Raw genomic sequence first — 20431 nt, 5'->3', positions numbered from 1 at the left:
CTGTTTTTTGAAGCGGATTCACGGATCCGCGCCTTAGATCATTCAGGCAGGTAAAAGTTAATTATGGAACTGAACCGACGTCCCGTCGCCTCATTGTGGATTGGCGAAAAACTACAGTATCTCAACCAGTTGTGCCTGAAGTCCCATCTGCGTCATGGGCATCCGACGACACTTTATTGTACCGATACGGTAACGAATGCCCCCGAGGGAGTCGAGCTGCGTCCGGCATCGGAGATCATGGATATTGACATGAAAGTCGTGGAGAATACCTCGGCTTCGTTTCTATCTAATGTTTTCCGTTACAAGATGATCCAAAAAACAGGCGCAATTTGGATTGATTGTGATGCATTTTGCCACAAACCGTTTACCGATGAGTGGGAACATATCTATGCGGGCCACGGTCTGCGGGGCGCCTTGAATTGTGGCGTGGTCGGAATTCCCCAAAAAGGCGAGCTGATGGATCAGCTGCTGGATTACTACGACAACCTGCCCGACTATCCGGCGTGGTGGAACAAGCACCAGCGCAAGAAGATGGACAAGCTGGACAGCTCAATCCCGCTGCCGGTGCGCATCTATAAGACCGAGCGGACCGCATTTGGCCCGCAGGCCTTTACCTATTTCGCGCAGCAGACCGGCGATATCAGTAAGGCGATGACCAGCGACGTGCTGTATCCGGTTCCGTTCCAGTTGAACGACGTCTTCTATGATCCCTATGGTCGCGTTGAAGGCTGGTTCACCGAAAATACCGTCAGCGTTCATCTTTACACCAACGGGACCAAGCCCTGGTGGCGGAAAAACGTACCGCTTGAGAACTCTTACGCGGACCGGATGTGTAAAGAGGTGGGGATCGACCCCTCGCTCGCGCTGGAGTAACCGGCCCTGATGAACCTGAAAAAACACGTCAGCCCGCATGGAACGGTTCTGGCCGTGTCGATGATGAAGGACGAAGCGCCCTACTTGCTAGAGTGGTTCGCCCATCATCTTGCGGTCGGTTTCACCGATATTCTGGTCTATACCAACGATTGCAGCGACGGCACCGACGAGATGTTGATGCGGCTGGAAGAGTTGGGGCTTGGATACCACCGCCGCAACGACATTCCCGAAGGCATTAAGCCCCAGCCCTCTGCGTTGAATTACGCGCAGGAAGAGCCTGTGGTGGGCAATGCGGACTGGGTTCTGGTTTTTGACGCCGATGAATTCCTGTGCATCAAGCACGGGGATGGCACGCTGGACGGTATGATCAGCGAGGCCGAGGAAAAGGGCGCGAACGGTATCGTTATCACTTGGCGGATTTTCGGGTCCGGCTTTGTCGAGGATTGGTCCCGCGATCCGGTGACCGAACAGTATCTCTATTGTGCGCCGCCCCTTTGGAACAAGGGTTGGGGCGTCAAAACTCTGTTCAAGTTCGATCCCGAATACTGGAAGCTTGGCATCCATCGCCCCAAGATGAAGAACAAGCACCTTAAGGACGGGTATCCTGACACGGTGCTGTGGCTGAACGGCTCGGGCGAGCCGATGGAGGATTACTTCAAGTTCCGCGGCTGGCGCTCGATCCGGCGGACCTTGGGCTATGACTGGGCTCAGATGAATCACTATGCGGTGAAGGGGGTCGATGCCTATGCGATCCGCAAATTCCGCGGAAACGTGAACAACAAGAAAGACAAATACAACGCGGATTACTGGGCGCTACAGGACCGCAATGAGGTGCGCGACGATTCGATTTTGCGCCACGCGGCCAAACGCGCCGAGATCATGGAAGAACTGCTAAAAGATCCGGTTCTCAACCGCTTACATTTCGCCGCCCTTGATCGTGTTGAGGGTCGTCTGAACGAATACAAACAGACCGAAGCCTATGCCGAGCTTAAGCGCGGGTTGCTTGAAGCGGGTAAAGTGCCGATCAACAAGGTCGTCGCCAAGCCGCCGCAGGCACGCGATCCGGCCAAAATTGCCGCCTTGATGAGCGAGGTTGAAAAAGCCGCCAGCGACAAGCCCAAGGAAGAGCGTCGTAACCCTGTGGCGGACGGCTGGCACGATGATTTCCTGCCGCCAAAGGTTGCGTTGCAGGACAATCCCCATGTGGATGTGATCGAGAACCACAACATCAAAATTCCCGCCGATGCTGCTGTGTTTGGCCCCGACGCGCTGGATCAGATCAGCGAAGGCAAATATGCCCGTCGCCATATGCGCTATATCAGTGGGCAGCTTCGGGCTGGCGATCGGTTGTTGAATGTCGGCGGTGAGGCGGGCGTTGTGGTGCTGGAGGCGCTGTTTCATATCCCTGATCTGGTGGCGATGGCACAGCACAGCCGCTCGGACCTTGCGCGGGTTACCGAAGGGCTGGCTGCGCGGAACGGGTTAATGGATAGCTCTCGGCTTAAGGTGACGGACGGGCCTTTGGTGTTCAAAAGCGATGGCGCGGATGAGGCGACAGGGTTCTTTGCCTACGTGGATGACTTCCGCCCCACAGTGCTGCGGGTCTGTGATCGGGACATCACGCCTGGTGTTCTGGCGCAACTGAACCAGCGGACCCTACGCCGGATCATTCTGCCGCTTGAATTGCTTACCGAAGATACCCCCGCCGAGGCCTATACAGATGTGCTGGCCAAGGTAGGCTTTGGCGTCAATGAAGATTGGCAAGACCGTGGTATGCTGGTCTTTGACCGAAATTCAGCACTAACCGAGAACTGAGCCGATGCCTAAAGGAAGGGTGATCTACCAAAGCCCGCATATGTCCGCCCGTTTTGTAGAGGGCAAGACCGAGCGGGTCGTGGTCAGTTTCCCCGACCGCATCCATCCATTGGGTGCGGAGCAGGAAGGTTGGGCCGAACGGTTCTTGTCAAAGCGTGGCATCTCGGCGATCTACATCGTTCAGGGAAAGGTGGACTGGTTCCAGTGTCCCGATTTCTTCGATGCCATGCGCGCCTGTCGCGCCTTTTTGGGATCGCGTCCGGTGACTGCTTATGGCGGGTCTATGGGCGGATATGGCGCTATGCTTGGCGCAAAGACGCTGGGGGCTGATCTGTGCTTTGCGATGATGCCTCAGTTCGACATCGGGCCAGAGGTCGTTCCGTTTGAGAAGCGCTACCTTGATTTTGCGAAAGAGATCGGGCCGTTCCGGCACCGCATTCTGCAAGAGGTCAGCCGCGATTGTCACTACGTTGTTCCCTATGACCCCAGTCACGGTAAAGACCAGCGTCATGTGACATTGCTGTCGCAAAGCTATTCGATGGAATTGCTGCCCGTCTATCGGTGCGGGCATGGTGTTTTGCGCTATGTGAAGGCCGCCAATGCGGGTGATGTACTGGCGGATGTTCTGACAGGGCAGCGTCCTGCGCGTGATTTGCGCAAGCGTATTCGGAATTGGCGACATCTCAGCCTTCGGTATCTGCAAAAGATGCGCCTGAAAGCCGCGGAGCGCGGCCACAGCGGCAAGTACGATTACGACCACGCAATCGAGATGCACGGGCAGTTGATGCCAGCGCGGCCTGCTGGCCAAAAGCAGTTGCCTCGGGTTGTTGTCCATTGCGGCCTGCCGAAAACGGGGACAAGCTCGCTTCAGGCATATTTCTTTGAAAATGCGGCACGGTATCGGGCTGATGGCGTCTATTATCCGACAAAAAACGCCGACAAGTCTGAACTTAACCATGCTTGGTTCTCGCAAGAATTACGCGATGGCTCTGTGCAAGAGTTGCAGCGCACCTTGGCTGGCTGCCCGCCCGATTGCCACACAGTGTTCTTGTCGGATGAAAGCCTTTTTGTCGAACTACCGGGCTGGACGGACGGGGCCAAAGACACTTTGGCCAAGGCGCTGAAAGGGTATCAGGTAGAGCTTGTTCTGTGCCAGCGCGACAAGGCTGCATGGATGCGCAGCTTTTATCTGCAAGCGGTGCAAAACCGGCGCGGCGGCCCCGTGACAAAGCGCGATAGCGCACGCAACCTCTGGCAGGCAACGCTGCCTTTTGACGATTTTTACCAACAGCCCTATTGCAAGACGTTGCTGGATTTCGATCAGATGCACACTGCGTTGAAGGACGTGTTTCAAGCCGATAAAGTCACGGATTTTCCGTTCCAGTCCGGATCGGATGTGGTGAAAGAGTTCTGCAAAGCTATGGGTTGGCCCCATTTCAAGGGCGAGGCGCCGCTGGCTGCGAACCCCTCAATCACCGACACGCAGGGCGAGATTCTGCGGCAGGCCAACGGCATGGGCACTGCCCCGGGGCGGACGATCAAGATGCTGATCGAGTTGGCGCAAGACCCCGACACTGTGTTGCGCCCGAAACGGCTGGCAAGGCTAAGTGAACTTGTCTCGCGTTTTGACTGGCAAGACGTTTCTTTCCAGCAGAACCCGCCTCTGGTTGTTGAGAAGGCCGACTTCAAGGCCGAGCTTGAGCGGCTGCAGGAACTGGCGCGTGAGGTTCGGAAAAAGGCCATGCAATGAGGACGTTTTTGCTTTTTCATGAAGGCATATCCTCGCCCCTGACAGGAGCCATTGATGGCTGAAAAACGTGATATTCTAGCCGGTTCCGGTGAGGCCGAGCATGTGGTTCTGCGAGCGCGCAACGGCGACGTGATCCGCGCCGACGAAACGGGCCTGACCCTGCGTCTGTCTGATGCCGTGGTGGCCGATCTGCGCCAGCGCCTGTTCCCTGCCGTGGAACTTGATGCGCTGGGGGATGTGGATGCGTGGAACCTGCGTCAGCAGGGCGATTGGCTGATGTTTGAGGGCAACTTGCCCGGTGGCGGTTCCGCCCGCGGCTATCGCCGCGCTGTATCGGGCGGTGCGTTCTTGGCAGAGGCCGCAGGGCCGGTGTTGGGTGTCCTCAGCCTTGGGGGCGCTCGGCGGGCTTTGGCGATCTCGGGCCGCGGCGATTTCCCTTATCATGTCGTCGCGCCTGAGGATGATATCGGTGCGGTTGGTGTTTCGGGACTTGAGGCGGCAATTGCGACCGATCGGGCAGAGGGCCTGCGCGAACAATCCCAAGATGCGCTGTTGGCTGCCGAGGTGCTGCATCTGCGCCAGAAGGCCGGTCGTGGATTGCCTTTGATCCTTGCGCGGACAGAAACGGATCGCGCGGCATCGCTGCGGCAATTGGCGGATGGCTTGGCCTATCAGAACCTGATGCAGGCCGCGCAGAACCTACAAGGGTTTGCGGCCAGTTTGGACAAAAAGGCCTCGCTTCTGGCGGTTGCGGTGGATTTCACGCTAGAAGACGTGCTGACCCCGCCGCAAGACTTCACCCATGAAATGCGCGCGCTGATCGAAAAGCTGTCTCAGGATTTCTGGGCGCTGGATTTGCGTCCTGTGCCGGTGCTGATGGTGTTTGACACCAATGCCGATCAACTGCGGCAGGCCCAGTGGCAACTGGCGGTTTACGGGGCGAACCTTGGGCCGGTTTTCACGATGCCAAGCTATGCGCTGCCCTATGATAGTTGCCAGCGCCTGACCGATGATGGCATGCGCCAACGCGCCCGAACCGAGGCCGCCGCCGTCTTTGAGATTGAGGCAGGCCGTGGCTGGCACGCGCCCGTCTTTTTGCTGGCAGAGCGGGCGGGCAAAAAGGCGATCCGGCTGTCGTCTAATGCAGTGCTGCCCTTGGTGGCGGATCAGGATGATCCCTTCGGCGCTGGGGCGCGGTATGGGGTTGAGGTTATGGGGCCGGATGGCTCGTTGCCTGTTGCCCGCGTGTTGGTTGATCCGCAAGAGCCGCGTGATCTGCTGGTGGAACTGGATCAGCGGATCCCTGATGGCACGCGCATCCGCTATGCGTGGGACAGTGCGGGCGCGATCCGCGACAGTTGGCACAGTGCTGCCAGCCCAGATGTGCGCCGTTGGGCGCTACCGGCAGAGCTTGAGGTGCACGGGTGACGATTTTTCTGGATATGGACCTGCCTTTAGGGGCGCTGCTGCCCGAGGCGCATGTGGAGCCCGGTCCAGGTGGTATCCTGTTTGATGCGGCCGATATCGCGGTTCAGGACAGCGTGATCATTGGCTGGAGTGACCAAAGCGGCCAGTACCATACCCGCCCCGCTGAGCCGAACACGGGCAACGCGCAGGTTGAGGTTTTTGATGGTCGCACCTCCTTGCACACGCGGGACGGGGTGAACTGTGGCTATGTGGTTGAGGGGCTGAACCTATCGGTGCCGGTGTTCAGCATGGCGATTGCCTTTGCCCCTTTGGGGCGGGCGGGGACTGTGCTGACGCTGAACCCGAAGGAGGGCCGCGATTATCTGTTCCTGACCGAAGAAAACGGCAGCGCCGAGCTGAAATTCCGCGATGATGAGGCGCCCTTGGCGGTGCCTTGTGAGGAACGGGGGCAGGTGCTGCTCTGTGCCTCGGTCCGTGGGGGACAATTGTCGCTTGGTGTGAACGGGGGGCTGCCCCAGCGGCGGTCTGCGCCCTCGCAATTGCAGGCAGGGGTGCATGATCTTTACATCGGCTGCCGCAGTGATCGGGCGGGGATCAAAAAGACCCTTGGCGCGGCGCTGATTTCGCGCATCTGGCTGTGGCCCGATGAAGATGTATTTGCGGGCGAAACCTACGCCCGACTGGTCCACATGTGGCAGAAGGACAGCCCCGATGGCATTTGATCGCGATAGCATTCAGGGCGACAATATCTGTGTCATCTGGATTGATGACATGATCGACATCTTCACGTGGCGCGATGCCTTCGGGATTCAGATCAAGACACCCAACATTGATCGGCTGATGTCGCGCGGGGTGCGTTTTGCCAATGCCTACGCGACCGTGCCGCTTTGTGCGCCCTGTCGGGCCGAACTTGCCACGGGCCTGTCGCCGTTTCGCACTGGTCTTGTGGACCTCAACCGCTTGTGGCGCGATGTGCTGCCGCCCACGGCGGCGTGGCAATATGATCTGCGCCGTGCGGGGTTTGAGACCTTTACCACCGGCAAGACCGACGGCAACTACAAGCCAATGCCCGAGGACTATAAGCGCCTGCTGTTCCATCACGACGTTGAGGCGAACGATAAGGGCGGTCGCAAGAGGGTTCATGACTATCTGAACGGCAAAGGTCCGGGCGTTTCGGGGGTGAATCACCCCAATGACGACGGCTCACAGGATGATCGCTTTTATGACTATTGGGTCGCCCAGAATGCGATTGATCATCTGAAGACCATCGATCCGAACCGGCGACACCTTATCCAGTTAGGCTTCAAGCATCCGCATTTTAATCTCACGACGCCGGATCGCTTTTACCAGATGTATGACGTCAAAGGCATTCTCTGGCCCGAGATCGCCTCGGAAGAGGATTACCACGGCCCGCAACCGGGCATGGCAGTCTATGAGCTGGCCTATATCGTCAACGGGCAGTGGACGCCGGAAAAGGCAGGGGATGAGGGCTGGCGCCAAGTGGTCCGCGCCTATTTCGCGGCCTGTAGCCATGTGGACCATGAGATTGGCCGTTTCCTTGACGCGCTTGAGGCGTCCGGGATCGGCGATAAGACGACGGTGATCCTGCTGTCGGACAACGGCTTCAATCTGGGGAACCACGATTCCTTCCATAAAATGAGCCAATGGGACAGCGCTGCCCACGTGCCCTTGGGGATGTGGTCCGCGCGGATGGAGCAGGGGCAGGACGTGGCGTTGCCGGTGTCGCTGCACAACGTACCCAAGACGATCATGGATCTGGCGGGGCTGCCCTATCGGCCCGATTGGGTCTCTGGCCAAAGTCTGTTGCCGTTGGTGGATGACAGCTTTGGTGCTTTTGATGCCAGTAAATCGCCGATCACCTGCGTCTTTGGCACCCTCAGCGTGCGCCCCTCGGTGCCTGAGCTGAGCCAGTACCGCTATTTCCGGTATCCCAACGGCGAAGAGCATGTCTACGACGTGGTCAACGATCCGGGCGAGACGGAAAATCTGGTCGCAACCGCGCCTCTGGGCAGGTTGCGGGACGAATTGGTTCGCGGTGCGCTTGATCTGGGGCTGGACCTGCGCGGCTTTGAAAATCCGGCGGACGGGGTCAATGCGATGATGGCCGTGGATGGCACCGTCGTCATGGCGGGTGGGCGCGGTGACAATGATTACTGGGCCTATGGCGCAGATGCCGAAAAGATCGTTGAAGAGAAGGACGGCGGCACTGATACGCTGTGGTACATGGCTGGTCCCGATGATTATGTCCTGCACGCCCCCGCCAACATCGAGAAAGTCCGTATCGCCACCGTCGTTGCACGCAATGAAAACGGCGTCGAGGAAGGTGATCGGGAAGGCAAGCGCCTGCGCATCGTTGCCCACCCCGACAGCCCCATCGATTTTGAGACCTCAGAGCGGGTGATGATCGAGGTTCAGGGCTCGCTTGGCAACGACGTGATGATCGGCCCGAAATATGGTGGGGCCGAGTTTCACGGCGGCGCGGGGGATGACCTGCTGATCGCTCGGACCAAGCGGCGCAAGGACGGGAACCAGTTCTATGGCGGCGCGGGCAATGATACCCTGATCGGCGGTGCGGGGCACGATCTGCTGGACGGTGGCACGGGCGATGACAGCATCGAAGGGAACGGCGGCAACAACACCATCAATGCGGGTCACGGAAACGATGTGATTTCTGACGGCGAAGGTAATTCGCAGATCGACACTGGGCCGGGTCGCAACCGGATAATCTCGTCCGAGGGGGACGACCTGATCCTTGTGGGCACCGGTGAGAATATCATCACGGGCGGGCCGGGGCGAACCCGATACAAGATCGCTTATGGTGGTGTGACGCGGATCACCGACTGGCACAACGGGGTGCAACTGGATCTGTCTTCATGGCCCAAAAAACCTCAGATTGATATCGGGCCTGAGGGCCACGTCTGCCTGCACCTTGGGGCCAGCTATGTGGTGCTGGAAGGCGTCACCGAGGTTGATAGCGTGCAGCCAGGGCTTGTGTGGGATTGAAACAACTGGTTACATTTAAATATCGAAAGTTCACAATATAGCCCCAATATAGCTGCAAAACTCAGTTTATATCGCATCGATATGATTTAATATGTAAGCTGAGTGTCAGGGGGGGAGCCATCGTCAGATGGGTCTTTCTGCAGCGTTCTGGGGGCCGCCGATAGCGGCACGCGGGCGTTCCTTCGGGCACCAGATTGGTTGCTACGGAGACTCCTGTGAAGGACGATCGCTTCATTCGAAACCAGATTGAGACAGAGGCCGACTTTGTTCAGGCCTCTGTGGTAATGCAATTGGGTGATGTGGATCGGGTCCGTCTCAGTCAGAGCGATGATGCGCGTGCGCAGGCGATTGCGGGGTCAAGCGGCTCGGCTCTGGTGTGGGATGCGCAGGGTAAACAGCCTTATCCCGAAAATGGCTGGAGCTTGAAAGGCGGCGCGGGCCGCCGTGCGCGGGTGGTGAACGAAAACCATTTCGTCAATCGTGACAAAGGGCAGGGCGCATTGCGCGAAATCCTTGGGGCGGGCGCCTCGTGGGATTTTGTCGTGGATATGCAGGACCGCCGTTTGCGCAATGTGGTCACCCCTGACGGGACCGCAATGCCGGTGTTCACGTTCAACCGAGAGATCGGCGCATCGGCGCGCGTGCTATGGCCGTTGCCGACCTATCACGATCTTGGCTCTCCGGGATTTTTGGGGCCTGACGATTGGGTGCGCGTACCGTGGCGGAAAAAACAGGACCGCGTGGTCTGGCGGGGCATTCACGGGGGCCGCGCCGACAAGCACGGGGATGTGCGCCGCGAAGGGCTGCGCCTGCGCCCGCTGCTAAAGCGCCTGAAGGCCGGAAAGATGTCTGAGCAGGACGTTCTGTCCGAGCTTGCTTATTTTCCCCGTCACAAGATGATTTCGGACTATCAGGAAGATCCCCGTTTCGATCTTGGCTTCACCGGAGCGATCCAGAATATGGACATCGCACAATACCCGTTTCTTGCCCGCTTGATGCGTCCGCGTTTGCCGCAACAGGACATGTTGAACTACAAATACCTTCTGGTCCTGCGCGGCTCTGATGTGGCGTCGTCCTTCTATTGGACAATGAACAGCGGCAGTCTTGGTCTGGTGATGGAAGGGTACTTTGACAGTTTCGCCTCGGCCCATTTCAAGCCGTGGGAACATTACGTTCCGTTCAAGGCCGATCTCAGCGATCTGGAAGACCGTCTTGCATGGTGTCAGGCCAACGATGAGACCTGCCGCGATATGGCCGAACGGGCGCAAGAAAAATGCCAGTTGCTTGCCCGCGCAGACCTGAGGGATGAGATTTCCCGCGCTGTCATCTCGCGTATCTCGGCGCGTATGAAGGGCCGCTAAGGCCTAGTTTGCGCGAACTTCGCGCACCCATGCCACAAGCACCGCACGGTCTTCATCATCCATCTGGATCGCATTCGGCGGTGGCATCGCGCGGCTAAGGCCCGCGTGCAGGTAAATCTGGCTGGCGTGGCGGGCCACATCTGCGGGGGTCTCAAGGTAAACGCCTTTCGGTGCCCATTGCATGTTGTACCAGACAGGCTCACGCGCGTGGCACATTGAGCAGTTGCCGACCACTACGTCATAGGCATCCTCAAATCCGGCGGCCGAGGCATATTGCTGTTCATATGCGGTCAGATCGCGGGCCTCTTCCTCTTCCAGCGTCGGGCCGCTTTGAATGGTGGATAGCCACGCGATAATCAGCATCAGCAGAACTGTGACGGCCCAAGTCCAGTGCGGTCCCTTGCCGGTCTTGTGCATGGTGTTGAAGTAATGGCGGATGGTGACGCCGGTCAGAAACACAAGGCAAGCGATGATCCATGCGTAATCGGTCGCAAAGGACAGCGGGTAGTGGTTCGACAGCATCAAGAAGACCACGGGCAAGGTCAGGTAGTTGTTGTGGGTCGAGCGCAGCTTGGCGATCTTGCCGTATTTCGCGTCCGGCGTTCGGCCTGCCTTGAGATCGGCCACCACGATCCGCTGGTTCGGCATGATCTGGAAAAACACGTTGCCGGTCATAATGCTGGCGGTGAAGGCCCCCAGATGCAGCAGCGCCGCGCGGCCAGTGAAAATCTGGTTGTACCCCCACGACATCACCACAAGGATTGCGAAGAGGATCAGCATCAGAACCGTGGGGCTTTCCCCCAACTTGGACTTGCACAGTTGATCATAGGCCAGCCAGCCGATGGTCAGCGACCCGCCCGAGATCAGGATGCCCTGCCACAGGGTCAGTTCGGCTTTGGTGGGGTCCAGCAGGAACAGCTCTCCCCCCACCCAGTAGACGATCATCAGTAGGGCCGCACCCGACAACCAGGTCGTGTAGCTTTGCCATTTGTGCCAGGTTAGATGCTCGGGCAGTTCGGCAGGGGCCACAAGGTATTTGACGGTGTGGTAAAAGCCGCCACCGTGGACCTCCCATTCCTCGCCGTAGGCCCCTTTGGGGAGGGTCGCGTTGGGCTTTAGCATCAAGTCCAGCGCGATGAAGTAGAACGATGCCCCGATCCACGCCATCGCGGTGATGACATGCAGCCAACGCACCGAAAAGGCGATCCAATCCCAAAGAATGGCAAGATCATACATAGGCAAGGCTCTCCTTGGTTTTGTCCGACCCTATGCGAGGGGGGGCGCTTCTGCTATTAGGTCACAACGCCAAGCAGTTTCAAAAAAATACGAACAATGTCCTACTTCGACAACATCCGCACCTTCGTCCGTGTCTACGAACTAGGCAGTATGTCTGGTGCGGGGCGTGATTTGCGGATTTCGCCTGCGGTGACCTCGGCGCGGATTGCGCAACTGGAAGAGCATCTTGGCGTGCGCCTGTTCCAGCGTACCACCCGCAACCTGCATCCGACCGAGCAGGGGCAATCCTTTTACCGCAGCGCCTTGCAAATCCTGTCAGCCGTGGATGAGGCCGAGGCCAAGATTGCGGACCTGACCGAGAACCTGCGCGGCTCTCTTTTTGTGGCGGCGCCTTTGGGGTTGGGTCGTCGGCTAATCGCGCCACAAGTGCGGGGGTTTCTGGAACAATACCCTGATATCAGTGTGCGCCTGCGCCTGACCGATCGCAAGGTGGACCTGACCAGCGAAGGCCTTGATCTGGCGTTCTTTCTAGGCCAGCCCGAGGATAGCAACCTGCGCATTCGCAAGATCGCCGATGTGCAGCGGGTGCTGTGCGCCGCGCCCTCTTATGTGGCGAAACGCGGCATGCCTGCGGATGGAGAGGCCTTGGTCAATGACCGCCACGATTGCCTCAGCCTGCGCTATCCGGGGGCGACCGAATTTCAATGGCGCCTGATGACCGACGATGGACCAAAGCGGTTCCGCGTGTCGGGCCGGTATGAGTGCGACGATGGCGATGTGCTGACCGATTGGGCGCTTCAGGGCAACGGCATCATCCTGAAGCCGGTCTTTGAGGTGGCCGAGCATTTGAAAGCGGGCCGTTTGGTGCCTGTTGCGATCAAAACTCCGCCCGAGCAGGTGCAGATGGCCTGTCTTTTCACCCATCGCAAACGGCAGGACCCCAAGACGCGTCTGTTCATGGAATACATCATCGAACGCATTGCGGGTACCGTCAAAGCCGCCAATCCTATGGGCGGTGCCTGAGGCAGTTTTCGGAATTATTTGATAATTGCCGTCGCAGGTTCTGGCGTAGATCTATGGAATGCGTAACCCTAGCCGCACCACCGTCGTCCGGAGACCTCATCAATGCGCCAAACTATCCAGATCCAGCCCATGACGGCGACTGCCTTTGCGCCTTTCGGTGATCTGCTTGAGGTCTCGGGCACGCCGGACAAGATCATCAATCAGGGGCTCTGTGGCCGGTTCCATGATCGCGCGCGTTTGGATTTTCATGAAGGGCGGGCTGGGATTAGCCTCTTCAACGCGGAAACCCGAAGCCTACCGTTGACGCTGGATATGATGGAGCGGCATCCCGATGGCAGTCAGGCCTTTTTGCCAATGACCGAACATCCGTTTCTGGTTATCGTCGCGCCGGATGCAGGCGGCAAGCCGGGCTTGCCTTTGGCCTTTCGCACCGCGCCGGGCCAAGGGGTGAATTATCATCGCAATGTTTGGCACGGTGTGCTGACGCCCTTGCAATCACCGGGGCTGTTTGCAGTCGTGGACCGGATCGGAGAAGGGCCGAACCTGCAAGAATACTGGTTCGACCACCCCTATGTGGTGCAGGATCAGTGATCCCGCACGTTTGCTGACCCTGAAAATTCCAGCAGCGGCGCCATCCCGCGCCGCTGCTGGTCATCGGTGATCAGGCCGCCTTAGCCTGCGCGTCGATCATGACACCAGCCAATGCGCCATAGGTTTCCACCCAAGCGTCTTTGACTTCGGGGGTGAACGCCTCGCCCAAGCCCTTGTCTAGGGTGAAAATCAGCGCTTCGCCAACCTTGTCGTAGTGGGCGGGGGTAACGTCATAGCCATTGTGGCGACGGCCCAGATCCTGAACGGCGGGCAGGATCTCGTCCAGTTTGGTCAGGCCGTTCACGGCGATGGCCAGCATTTGCATCAGCTTTTTCTTCTGCTCGGTCATGTCCTCCGGGAAAAGGCCACGCACTTCGGGTGCGATTTCGAACAGGCGGTCGTAAAAGATGTCGGCGGCGGGGCCGGCGATAGGAACCACTTTCTTGAAACTATCTTGTACCAGAGCGATTTTTTCGGGTGTCATGATGTAAGGTCCTTACTTTTGTCGAATGAAGGCCAGAGCCGCATCCTCGCCACCGCTGGCCCAGACCATAAAGGCAACAGCCGCGGCGACCTCTGCGTCGCTGAGATTGGGGTTTGCGCCGCGCGCGGGCATCTCGGCGTAGGTTTTCCCGAGAAATCCATTCGTGGCGTGATCGATTAAAACGGGCAGTCCCTGTTCGATGCGGGGCTGCCATTTCTTGGTGGCGGTAATTTTGGGTGCGCCGGTCGCTTTATTCCCTCCGTGGCAGCCCATGCAGGTGCCCTGCCAGACCGTTCGCCCTTGCTGCAAAACAGGGTCTGCGGGAACAGGCAGGCGGTCTACGGTCACAAAGCCCTTCAGGCCCGTCGGGGACAGAACGTCCCCAAGGGTCACCTCGGCCTGAGCAGCGGGCGCGGCCACAAGGGCCAGCACCACCCATGTCATCACCGCGCGGGGCATCATTCCATCGGAATGCGAATGACCACACCGCCCATCACGTCGCCGCCTTCAAAGTCGGTTTTGGGCGAGTCCTTGTGATCGTTGTGGCACGATGTGCAGGCCTCGGCGACGGCGACGTCCGCGTAGAAGGCGGTGTAGTAGTTCACGCCGCCAAGTTCTTCTTCGCCGTAAAAGTTTTCGCCCGGGTTATCGACCAGATATTGCAGGCCTTCCTTTTCCAGATCGGTGGTCGGAGCGTTCTGCTTGTTGATGGGCCACAGGGACAGCAGCGAATACGAGAAAGCGTCGGTTTCCTCGGCCACCATTTCCGCGCCAAAGCGGAACATCTGAGCGGGCAGAACCAGCGCTTTTTCGTCTTCGAAATGTTCAGAGGCTTTGATGACGCCCTCCTGGTTGGCCAGACGGTTCACAATCATGCGGGTGTAGACGGTGCGGTCCGACGACATCACCAGATGCAGCAGATCCGAGACCTGTTGGTACTCCATATCTGCGTGGGCGACAGAGGTGCCACCAAGGGTCATGGCTCCGCACAGCAGTGCGGCTTTGATTTTTGTTCCATAGCTGGTCATAACGTACTCATCCTGTTGCTTTGTTTTAGGTGGCTGGATGCGTGGGGCTGTCCGCTCATTGGTTGGCGCCTTGTCCGGAGGGCTCCACGCGGCGTATCGCCCAATCGATGCTTTCGATGTGGGCAATGGGTTGGCCCGAAAAGTTGTTCGCGATCAGCTCAGGATCGGCCAGCGCATCGATGGCGAAGCCCAATCCGTGGCAGTCCAGACAGACGGCGCGGATCATCTTTTCGTTCGGGCGAAGAGTGTCATTCTGGTTGTGGTTGGTGACCGCCAGACCCTTCTTTTCGGTCTGGGGCATGTGGCAGGTGGCACAGGTCACGCCGCTGCCGGGCACGCCATCCCCAAGCATTTCCGCCTGCCACAGGGCAAAGTGCGGGCTGTCCGGATAGCTGGTGCTGTGCTGATCGTCATGACAGCTGAGGCATGCGGTGACGGCGGTGTGCTGAGGCTCTTCCTTATGGGGGCTGTGACAGCTGGAGCAGGTCACATCCAGCCCATGAGCGTCCTCTTTCACGGGCACGAGGGCGTCGTTTGTGGACATCTGCGCAGGTGGCGTGGGGTCGTTCAGATAGGTGTTCATGGCCGTGATCAAAGCCTCGGGCGCATCTTTCCAGCCAAGCGATTTCAGCGTCTTCTTCGCATCACGCGGCTTGGCGATTTCAGGGTGCTGGCGCATGCCGTGTTTACCAAGGGCCATGGTTTTGGCGGCGGGCTTGTGGCAATCGGCGCAGACCTCTTGGGTCGGGTGATCGGTCCATGCCTGCTCTTCCGGTGCATGGCAGGTGGCGCAGGTCACGTCGGCTGCCGCGTGTGCTGTGCTGGCCCAGTCATGCAGGATTTCGGGGTCGGCGTCCTTGACGGTGACGCTGGCCAGATAGGCTTCGATCGCTTGGGTATTTTCGGGCTGCGGCGCTGTGGGTAGGGCAGCCGCGGCAATCACGGGGCTCGCGTTCAGCCAAGGCTGGTCCGCGTGTTTGACCAGAAAATCCTCATAGATCGAACGGTTGTCGTGGTAGTTGTGACACCCCGATGAGGCGCAGGTGTCAAAGGTCAAACCGGCGTGGCTTTCGCGGTCCACGCGGATGTCTTGCTCGCCTTCCGAATGGCAAGCCACACAGAAATCACCGGGTAGGGTGACCATCATGGGGCCGGTAATTTCAGGCTGGTGCTCGACATGACAAGAGGTGCAGAACCGGCCATCGATCTTTTCCCAATAGGGGGCCATGCGCGGGTTGGTGAATTTCTTCTTGGGATGGCTGTCGTCTGCGGCTTTAAGCTCGTCCTTGTGGCAGGTGGTGCAGGTCTTGTTGATGTCTTTGCGCACGGTCGCCTGAGACTCAAAGGCATCGGAGGTGTGGCAGGTCTCGCATGAGATTTCCAACTGGTGGTGTGCGCCTGCGGTCTGATCGGGCAGCAGAACCGTGCGGTCACCACCCACATAAAGCTTTGCCATCACAGCGCCCACGCCAAACAGCGTGATCAGACCCCAAACAACCCAGAGAAGCGGTGTACGTGTCATGCCAGCCCCCCCTCAAAACGCGTAGCTTGCCAGCACATGGGCAAGGATCAGAACGGGTAGGGGCCAGACGGCCAGTATATGCAGCCACGTGGGCAGCCGCCGTGCGGGTTTGCGGGCCGAGCCGATGCGACGTGCACGCAAAGCATGATCGCCGCCCGTTGCCAGACCGGCGACAGCGCCCATGACAAGGGTGAGGGCAAAGAACATGAACAGCATCAGGTTCAGGTTGCTACCCGCCCGCAGGCCGGTGTGGATGATCAGCGCTGCCGCCGTTGCGGCGCCAATCGCGATGTGGGCCAGTCGCCAGCCATCGTAAGATCCCAGCCGGTCAGTGATCCGCAGCCGCTTGCGCAGGCCGATGATCATCGCAGCCAACGTCAGGCCAAGCAAGGTAAAGCCGGTCCACTGGCGCGTGATATTGTCCTGCCACAGCCAGACCCGTAGGCTTTCGGCATCATAGCTTTGGGGAAAGGGGATGCGCGGGGCCAGCGCCAGCACCATCGCGGCCATTGCTGCAATCCCCGAGAGGGCCAGAATGGCGCGGTAGAGGCGCACGGGTTTGGGTGGGCCGCCTGCGCTGACCAACTCTTCCAACAGAGGCAGGCAGCTGCCGCAGACATTGCCTGCGCCGGTGGCTTGTCCAAGGGTTTCAACGCTGTTCGCGCCCGCTTTCATCGCATCGCGCAGACGGCCGCAGGATACGCCCGTGCAGTTACAGACCGTGGCCGCATCGGGCATGGCGCTGATGTCTTCGGCGTCATCGCCCCAGAGCATTCCGTCGCGGCGGAACCGGAAGACCATCCAAGGCAGGGCGGGTGCGCCTTGGGCGATGGCGCTTTGAACGCGGCTGCTTTGGCTCCAACCGCCGACGGCAATCGCGCCAACCAGTTTTCCGGTGCGCAGGAAGATGCGGCGATAGACGCCATTCTTTTCCCAAACGTGACTACGAACGCTGGGATCATCATCCAGCTGCTCGATGGGCCCGATAGAGAAGACTTCGGCCCCGATCACCTTCAGTTTCGTGGCAGGAAGCGAACCGCGATAGCTGCTGTTGCCGCCCAGAATATTGTCGACGGCAATATCGGCTTGCTCAAAACCCGGTCCGACAAGGCCATGAACAACGCCGTTGTGTTCGGCACATTCGCCGATGGCATAGATGTCGGGGTCGCCGGTGCACATGGTGTCGTCGACGAAAATCCCACGGCTGAAGGGCAGTTTGGCATCCCGCGCAAGGCCGGTGTTTGCCCGCACGCCGGTGCAGACAATCACCGTGTCACAGGGCAGGACGGTGCCATCGGCCAGATGTACTTCCTCGACCCGCGTTTCGCCTGCGATGGCTCGAACAGCCACGCCGGTGCGCAGATCGACGCCCAGATCAGTGATTTTCTGTCCCAGCAGTGCGCCCGCTGTGGTGTCGAGCTGGCGGGGCATGACGCGGCCTTCATGCTCGACCACTGTCACATGGGCTTGGCGGCGTTGCATGCCGCGGGCCGCTTCCAGACCCAGAAGGCCGCCGCCGATCACCACGATCCGCCGCGCACTGATGGATCGGGCCAGCAAAGCCTGTGCATCCTCGGCCGAGCGGAAGGTAAAGACGCCGGGCAGATCGCGGCCCTGAATGCCGGGAATAAACGCGCGCGATCCGGTGGCGATTACCAGCTTGTCATAGGGCCAAAGTTGTCCGTCCGCTGTGCGCGCCAGATGCTGGTCCCGCAGGATTTGTGTGACCCTTAGGCCGGTGCGCAGGTCCAGATTGGCGCGTGGGGCCGAGACTTCGGGTGCGAGGATCTGGCCGAACTGTACGTCGCCTGCCAGTAGTGGCGTAAGCTTGACGCGATTGTAGGGGGCGAAGGTCTCGGTCGAGAGCAGAGTGACCGACAGGCCTTTATCGGCCAGCGCACCCGCCGCGCGGGCACCAACAGGACCACCGCCAATCACCACAACCCTTAGGTTGTCGGTGTCAGAGGCGGGTGTGATTTGTAGCTGGCTCAGGGCGGGCTGTGCGGTCATGAAACTCATAAAATGTTGCTGCATTCGGGTCGCGCATAGTCGCGCGCCGCGCAGAATGCATGGGAAGTCAACAGGTTATGGGAACGTCGTTGTCGCCACAAAAGCGCTGACGCCGTTGTCAGCACCCCTTTACGCTAACGCCTATGTTGCAACTGCGAAGGGAAAACTTGGGCAATGCGGGCGAAAACTGCATCAAATGCCTGCTTCAGGCAAAGAGGCGGTCAAAGTTTAACCTTCATGCGGGGTGAATGATTAAATCTCACGCATTCGTGTGAGGCAAAAGTGGGCGCCGAAGGCCTTCGTTTCGATTCTGCGATGCAGAAATGAGGTCAGCGGATCAGGTGTCGGTGACCGTGAACAAATGCTGGAGGGCCTTGGGGCCGGTGCCCGCGAACTGCGCCAGCGTGTGTCGGTCCAGCACTGCGAACATCGCATCGCGGGCCTCTTGCAGGATGCCGATCAATGCGCAGTCGGGCAGCAACACGCATCCGGTACAATCGACCAGCGGCTGGACACCTTCGGTATGACGCACGATCTGGCCCAAGGTGATCTGCTCGGGCGGCATGGCCAGCCGCAACCCGCCGCTGCGCCCACGGACCGAGACCACAAAGCCCGCGCCCACCAGATCGGTTGCCAGTTTCAGCATGTTGCTGTGCGGCATCTCATAGGCTTTCACAATCTCTGGGATCGAGACCAGCCGGTCCGGAAACATCGCCAGATAGATGCTGACGCGCAGGGCGTAATCAGAATAGCGGGTCAGTTTCATCCGTCATGTGTCCTATGAGCTAGTCATTAGGCTAGGGCGGTATCGAACTTCGGAGCAAGGGCGCTGCGTCCGATAGGCCGGATTTTCCCGTTTTCTAATGCCGAAATGTCGTCTGCGCTGGCAGCGCCCCAACCAAGTTGCCTCAAATGAAGCGTGACGATTGCAAACGCGGTTTGCGCTCCGCTAGGGTGCTGGTGAAATAGGGAGAGGAGGGGCTTATGTCCGAACAGAAACTAGGGCTTGGCACGCTGGCCGTACACGCAGGAACCGAGCCGGATCCGGCCACTGGCGCGCGTCAGGTGCCGATTTATCAAACCACGTCCTACGTCTTTAAGGACGCGGATCACGCGGCGCGGTTGTTCAATCTGGAAGAAGTGGGCTTTATCTATTCCCGCCTGACCAACCCGACGGTCATGGCGCTGGCCAACCGTGTGGCGGCGCTGGAAGGCGGCGCAGGGGCAGTCTGCTGTTCTTCGGGACATGCGGCGCAGATCATGGCGCTGTTCCCGCTGATGGGGCCGGGGTGCAACGTTGTGTCGTCGTCACGTCTTTACGGTGGCACGATTACCCAGTTCAGCCAGACCATCCGCCGCTTTGGCTGGTCGGCCAAATTCGTGGATACCGACGATCTGGCAGCGGTCGAGGCTGCCATCGACGAAAATACCCGCGCGTTGTTCTGCGAAACCATCGCGAACCCTGGCGGCTATGTGACCGATCTGGATGCCATGGCCAAGATCGCTGACAAGGCAGGCATTCCGCTGATCGTGGATAACACGACCGCAACGCCCTTCTTGTGCCGCCCGATTGAACATGGCGCGACGCTGGTTGTGCATTCGGCCACCAAATACATGACCGGCAATGGCACTGTGACGGGCGGCGTTGTGGTGGATTCGGGCAAGTTCGACTGGTCCGCATCAGACAAGTTCCCGTCGCTGTCCCAGCCCGAGCCTGCCTATCACGGGCTGAATTTCCATGGGGCGCTGGGGCCGATGGCCTTTACCTTCCATTCGATTGCTATTGGACTGCGTGATCTAGGGATGACCATGAACCCGCAGGGCGCCCACTACACCCTGATGGGGATCGAGACCCTTGGCCTGCGGATGGAGCGTCACGTTCAGAACGCCAAGGCCGTGGCCGAGTGGCTGGAAAAAGACCCCCGTGTCGAAGGGGTGACCTATGCGGGCCTGCCAAGCTCACCGTCCTATGATCGGGGTCAGCGTATTGTGCCCAAGGGCGCGGGCGCGCTGTTCACCGTGGCGGTGAAGGGCGGCTATGGCTCTTGCGTCAAACTGGTGAACAGCCTGAAGCTGTTCAGCCATGTGGCCAACCTTGGCGATGCGCGGAGCCTGATCATCCATCCGGCCTCGACCACGCACCGCCAGTTGGAAGAGGAACAGCAGATCAAAGCCGGTGCCGCGCCGAACGTGGTGCGCATCTCGATCGGGATCGAGGATGTGGCGGATATCATCGCCGATCTGGATCAGGGTCTGGCGGCTGCGACTTCTTAAGAGGATTGATAG

Annotated in this window: 17 protein-coding genes; 10 read left to right on the top strand and 7 right to left on the bottom strand. The window is 59.3% G+C overall.

Annotated elements, in window-relative coordinates; all coding sequences use genetic code 11:
• Nucleotides 1-63: 63 nt before the first annotated feature.
• From CLV74_RS11480 to CLV74_RS11450, 7 genes are all read left to right on the top strand, one after another.
• On the top strand, nucleotides 64-873 hold the full coding sequence (locus tag CLV74_RS11480; protein WP_106264806.1) for a glycosyltransferase family 32 protein: 810 nt from the start codon (nucleotides 64-66) through the stop codon (nucleotides 871-873).
• 9 nt (nucleotides 874-882) lie between these two features.
• Nucleotides 883-2688, top strand: coding sequence for a glycosyltransferase family 2 protein (locus CLV74_RS11475; RefSeq protein ID WP_245888528.1), 1806 nt, complete (start codon nucleotides 883-885; stop codon nucleotides 2686-2688).
• A gap of 40 nt (nucleotides 2689-2728) precedes the next feature.
• Nucleotides 2729-4438, top strand: coding sequence for a hypothetical protein (locus tag CLV74_RS11470; RefSeq protein ID WP_106264804.1), 1710 nt, complete (start codon nucleotides 2729-2731; stop codon nucleotides 4436-4438).
• Nucleotides 4439-4492: 54 nt separating this feature from the next.
• Nucleotides 4493-5866 carry a hypothetical protein gene (locus tag CLV74_RS11465; RefSeq protein WP_106264802.1) on the top strand — a complete coding sequence of 458 codons (1374 nt, stop codon included), beginning with the start codon at nucleotides 4493-4495 and terminating at the stop codon, nucleotides 5864-5866.
• Entirely contained in the window at nucleotides 5863-6588 is a 726-nt protein-coding gene (locus CLV74_RS11460; protein WP_106264800.1) for a hypothetical protein, read from the top strand. The genes CLV74_RS11465 and CLV74_RS11460 overlap by 4 nt, the downstream gene beginning before the upstream one ends.
• Complete coding sequence (locus tag CLV74_RS11455) at nucleotides 6578-8890, top strand: sulfatase-like hydrolase/transferase (protein WP_106264798.1); 2313 nt, start codon at nucleotides 6578-6580, stop codon at nucleotides 8888-8890. Before CLV74_RS11460 ends, CLV74_RS11455 begins: the two co-directional genes overlap by 11 nt.
• 215 nt (nucleotides 8891-9105) lie before the next feature.
• Nucleotides 9106-10251, top strand: coding sequence for a glycosyl transferase family 90 (locus tag CLV74_RS11450; RefSeq protein WP_106264795.1), 1146 nt, complete (start codon nucleotides 9106-9108; stop codon nucleotides 10249-10251).
• Between the two features lie 3 nt (nucleotides 10252-10254).
• Here CLV74_RS11450 and CLV74_RS11445 read toward each other — a convergent pair whose 3' ends face one another.
• Nucleotides 10255-11487, bottom strand: a complete 1233-nt coding sequence (locus CLV74_RS11445) for a urate hydroxylase PuuD (protein WP_106264793.1) — start codon at nucleotides 11485-11487, stop codon at nucleotides 10255-10257.
• Between the two features lie 96 nt (nucleotides 11488-11583).
• Between CLV74_RS11445 and CLV74_RS11440 the strand changes: the two genes are divergently transcribed.
• Both CLV74_RS11440 and CLV74_RS11435 read left to right on the top strand, forming a co-directional pair.
• Nucleotides 11584-12510 (top strand): LysR family transcriptional regulator, encoded by a 927-nt coding sequence (locus CLV74_RS11440; protein ID WP_106264791.1) that lies wholly within the window; start codon nucleotides 11584-11586, stop codon nucleotides 12508-12510.
• A gap of 102 nt (nucleotides 12511-12612) precedes the next feature.
• Nucleotides 12613-13101, top strand: a complete 489-nt coding sequence (locus CLV74_RS11435; RefSeq protein WP_106264789.1) for an ureidoglycolate lyase — start codon at nucleotides 12613-12615, stop codon at nucleotides 13099-13101.
• Between the two features lie 70 nt (nucleotides 13102-13171).
• On the opposite strand, the gene CLV74_RS11430 is transcribed toward CLV74_RS11435, so the two are convergent.
• The 6 genes from CLV74_RS11430 to CLV74_RS11405 all read right to left on the bottom strand — a co-directional run bounded on the left by CLV74_RS11430 (nucleotide 13172) and on the right by CLV74_RS11405 (nucleotide 18911).
• Nucleotides 13172-13585 carry a globin family protein gene (locus tag CLV74_RS11430; protein WP_106264787.1) on the bottom strand — a complete coding sequence of 138 codons (414 nt, stop codon included), beginning with the start codon at nucleotides 13583-13585 and terminating at the stop codon, nucleotides 13172-13174.
• A 12-nt stretch (nucleotides 13586-13597) separates the two neighbouring features.
• On the bottom strand, nucleotides 13598-14044 hold the full coding sequence (locus tag CLV74_RS11425; RefSeq protein WP_211299034.1) for a c-type cytochrome: 447 nt from the start codon (nucleotides 14042-14044) through the stop codon (nucleotides 13598-13600).
• A complete protein-coding gene (locus tag CLV74_RS11420) occupies nucleotides 14044-14613 on the bottom strand; it encodes a Tll0287-like domain-containing protein (protein ID WP_106264785.1) in 570 nt (189 codons plus the stop codon). The genes CLV74_RS11425 and CLV74_RS11420 overlap by 1 nt, the downstream gene beginning before the upstream one ends.
• Nucleotides 14614-14668: 55 nt before the next feature.
• Nucleotides 14669-16135: an ammonia-forming cytochrome c nitrite reductase subunit c552 gene (locus CLV74_RS11415; RefSeq protein WP_106264783.1), complete on the bottom strand. Its 1467-nt coding sequence runs from the start codon at nucleotides 16133-16135 to the stop codon at nucleotides 14669-14671.
• Between the two features lie 12 nt (nucleotides 16136-16147).
• Nucleotides 16148-18154, bottom strand: a complete 2007-nt coding sequence (locus CLV74_RS11410) for an FAD-dependent oxidoreductase (protein WP_170108031.1) — start codon at nucleotides 18152-18154, stop codon at nucleotides 16148-16150.
• A gap of 328 nt (nucleotides 18155-18482) precedes the next feature.
• Nucleotides 18483-18911 carry an RrF2 family transcriptional regulator gene (locus CLV74_RS11405; protein ID WP_106264779.1) on the bottom strand — a complete coding sequence of 143 codons (429 nt, stop codon included), beginning with the start codon at nucleotides 18909-18911 and terminating at the stop codon, nucleotides 18483-18485.
• Nucleotides 18912-19129: 218 nt separating this feature from the next.
• Here CLV74_RS11405 and CLV74_RS11400 point away from each other — a divergent pair, with 218 nt between their 5' ends.
• A complete protein-coding gene (locus CLV74_RS11400; RefSeq protein WP_106264776.1) occupies nucleotides 19130-20419 on the top strand; it encodes an O-acetylhomoserine aminocarboxypropyltransferase/cysteine synthase family protein in 1290 nt (429 codons plus the stop codon).
• The last annotated feature ends 12 nt before the right edge of the window (nucleotides 20420-20431 follow it).

Source organism: Donghicola tyrosinivorans (assembly GCF_003003355.1).
Lineage (GTDB): Bacteria > Pseudomonadota > Alphaproteobacteria > Rhodobacterales > Rhodobacteraceae > Donghicola > Donghicola tyrosinivorans.
The sequence above is the reverse complement of the archived record's forward strand: the minus strand, read 5'-3'. Positions and strand labels throughout refer to the sequence as shown.

Excerpts from the sequence above, each read along its gene's own strand:
- CLV74_RS11480 (WP_106264806.1), top strand. The coding sequence starts at position 64 with ATGGAACTGAACCGACGTCCCGTCGCCTCATTGTGGATTGGCGAAAAA.
- CLV74_RS11475 (WP_245888528.1), top strand. The coding sequence starts at position 883 with ATGAACCTGAAAAAACACGTCAGCCCGCATGGAACGGTTCTGGCCGTG.
- CLV74_RS11470 (WP_106264804.1), top strand. The coding sequence starts at position 2,729 with ATGTCCGCCCGTTTTGTAGAGGGCAAGACCGAGCGGGTCGTGGTCAGT.
- CLV74_RS11465 (WP_106264802.1), top strand. The coding sequence starts at position 4,493 with ATGGCTGAAAAACGTGATATTCTAGCCGGTTCCGGTGAGGCCGAGCAT.
- CLV74_RS11455 (WP_106264798.1), top strand. The coding sequence starts at position 6,578 with ATGGCATTTGATCGCGATAGCATTCAGGGCGACAATATCTGTGTCATC.
- CLV74_RS11445 (WP_106264793.1), bottom strand. The coding sequence starts at position 11,487 with ATGTATGATCTTGCCATTCTTTGGGATTGGATCGCCTTTTCGGTGCGT.
- CLV74_RS11440 (WP_106264791.1), top strand. The coding sequence starts at position 11,584 with ATGTCCTACTTCGACAACATCCGCACCTTCGTCCGTGTCTACGAACTA.
- CLV74_RS11435 (WP_106264789.1), top strand. The coding sequence starts at position 12,613 with ATGCGCCAAACTATCCAGATCCAGCCCATGACGGCGACTGCCTTTGCG.
- CLV74_RS11430 (WP_106264787.1), bottom strand. The coding sequence starts at position 13,585 with ATGACACCCGAAAAAATCGCTCTGGTACAAGATAGTTTCAAGAAAGTG.
- CLV74_RS11425 (WP_211299034.1), bottom strand. The coding sequence starts at position 14,044 with ATGCCCCGCGCGGTGATGACATGGGTGGTGCTGGCCCTTGTGGCCGCG.
- CLV74_RS11420 (WP_106264785.1), bottom strand. The coding sequence starts at position 14,613 with ATGACCAGCTATGGAACAAAAATCAAAGCCGCACTGCTGTGCGGAGCC.
- CLV74_RS11415 (WP_106264783.1), bottom strand. The coding sequence starts at position 16,135 with ATGACACGTACACCGCTTCTCTGGGTTGTTTGGGGTCTGATCACGCTG.
- CLV74_RS11410 (WP_170108031.1), bottom strand. The coding sequence starts at position 18,154 with ATGAGTTTCATGACCGCACAGCCCGCCCTGAGCCAGCTACAAATCACA.
- CLV74_RS11405 (WP_106264779.1), bottom strand. The coding sequence starts at position 18,911 with ATGAAACTGACCCGCTATTCTGATTACGCCCTGCGCGTCAGCATCTAT.
- CLV74_RS11400 (WP_106264776.1), top strand. The coding sequence starts at position 19,130 with ATGTCCGAACAGAAACTAGGGCTTGGCACGCTGGCCGTACACGCAGGA.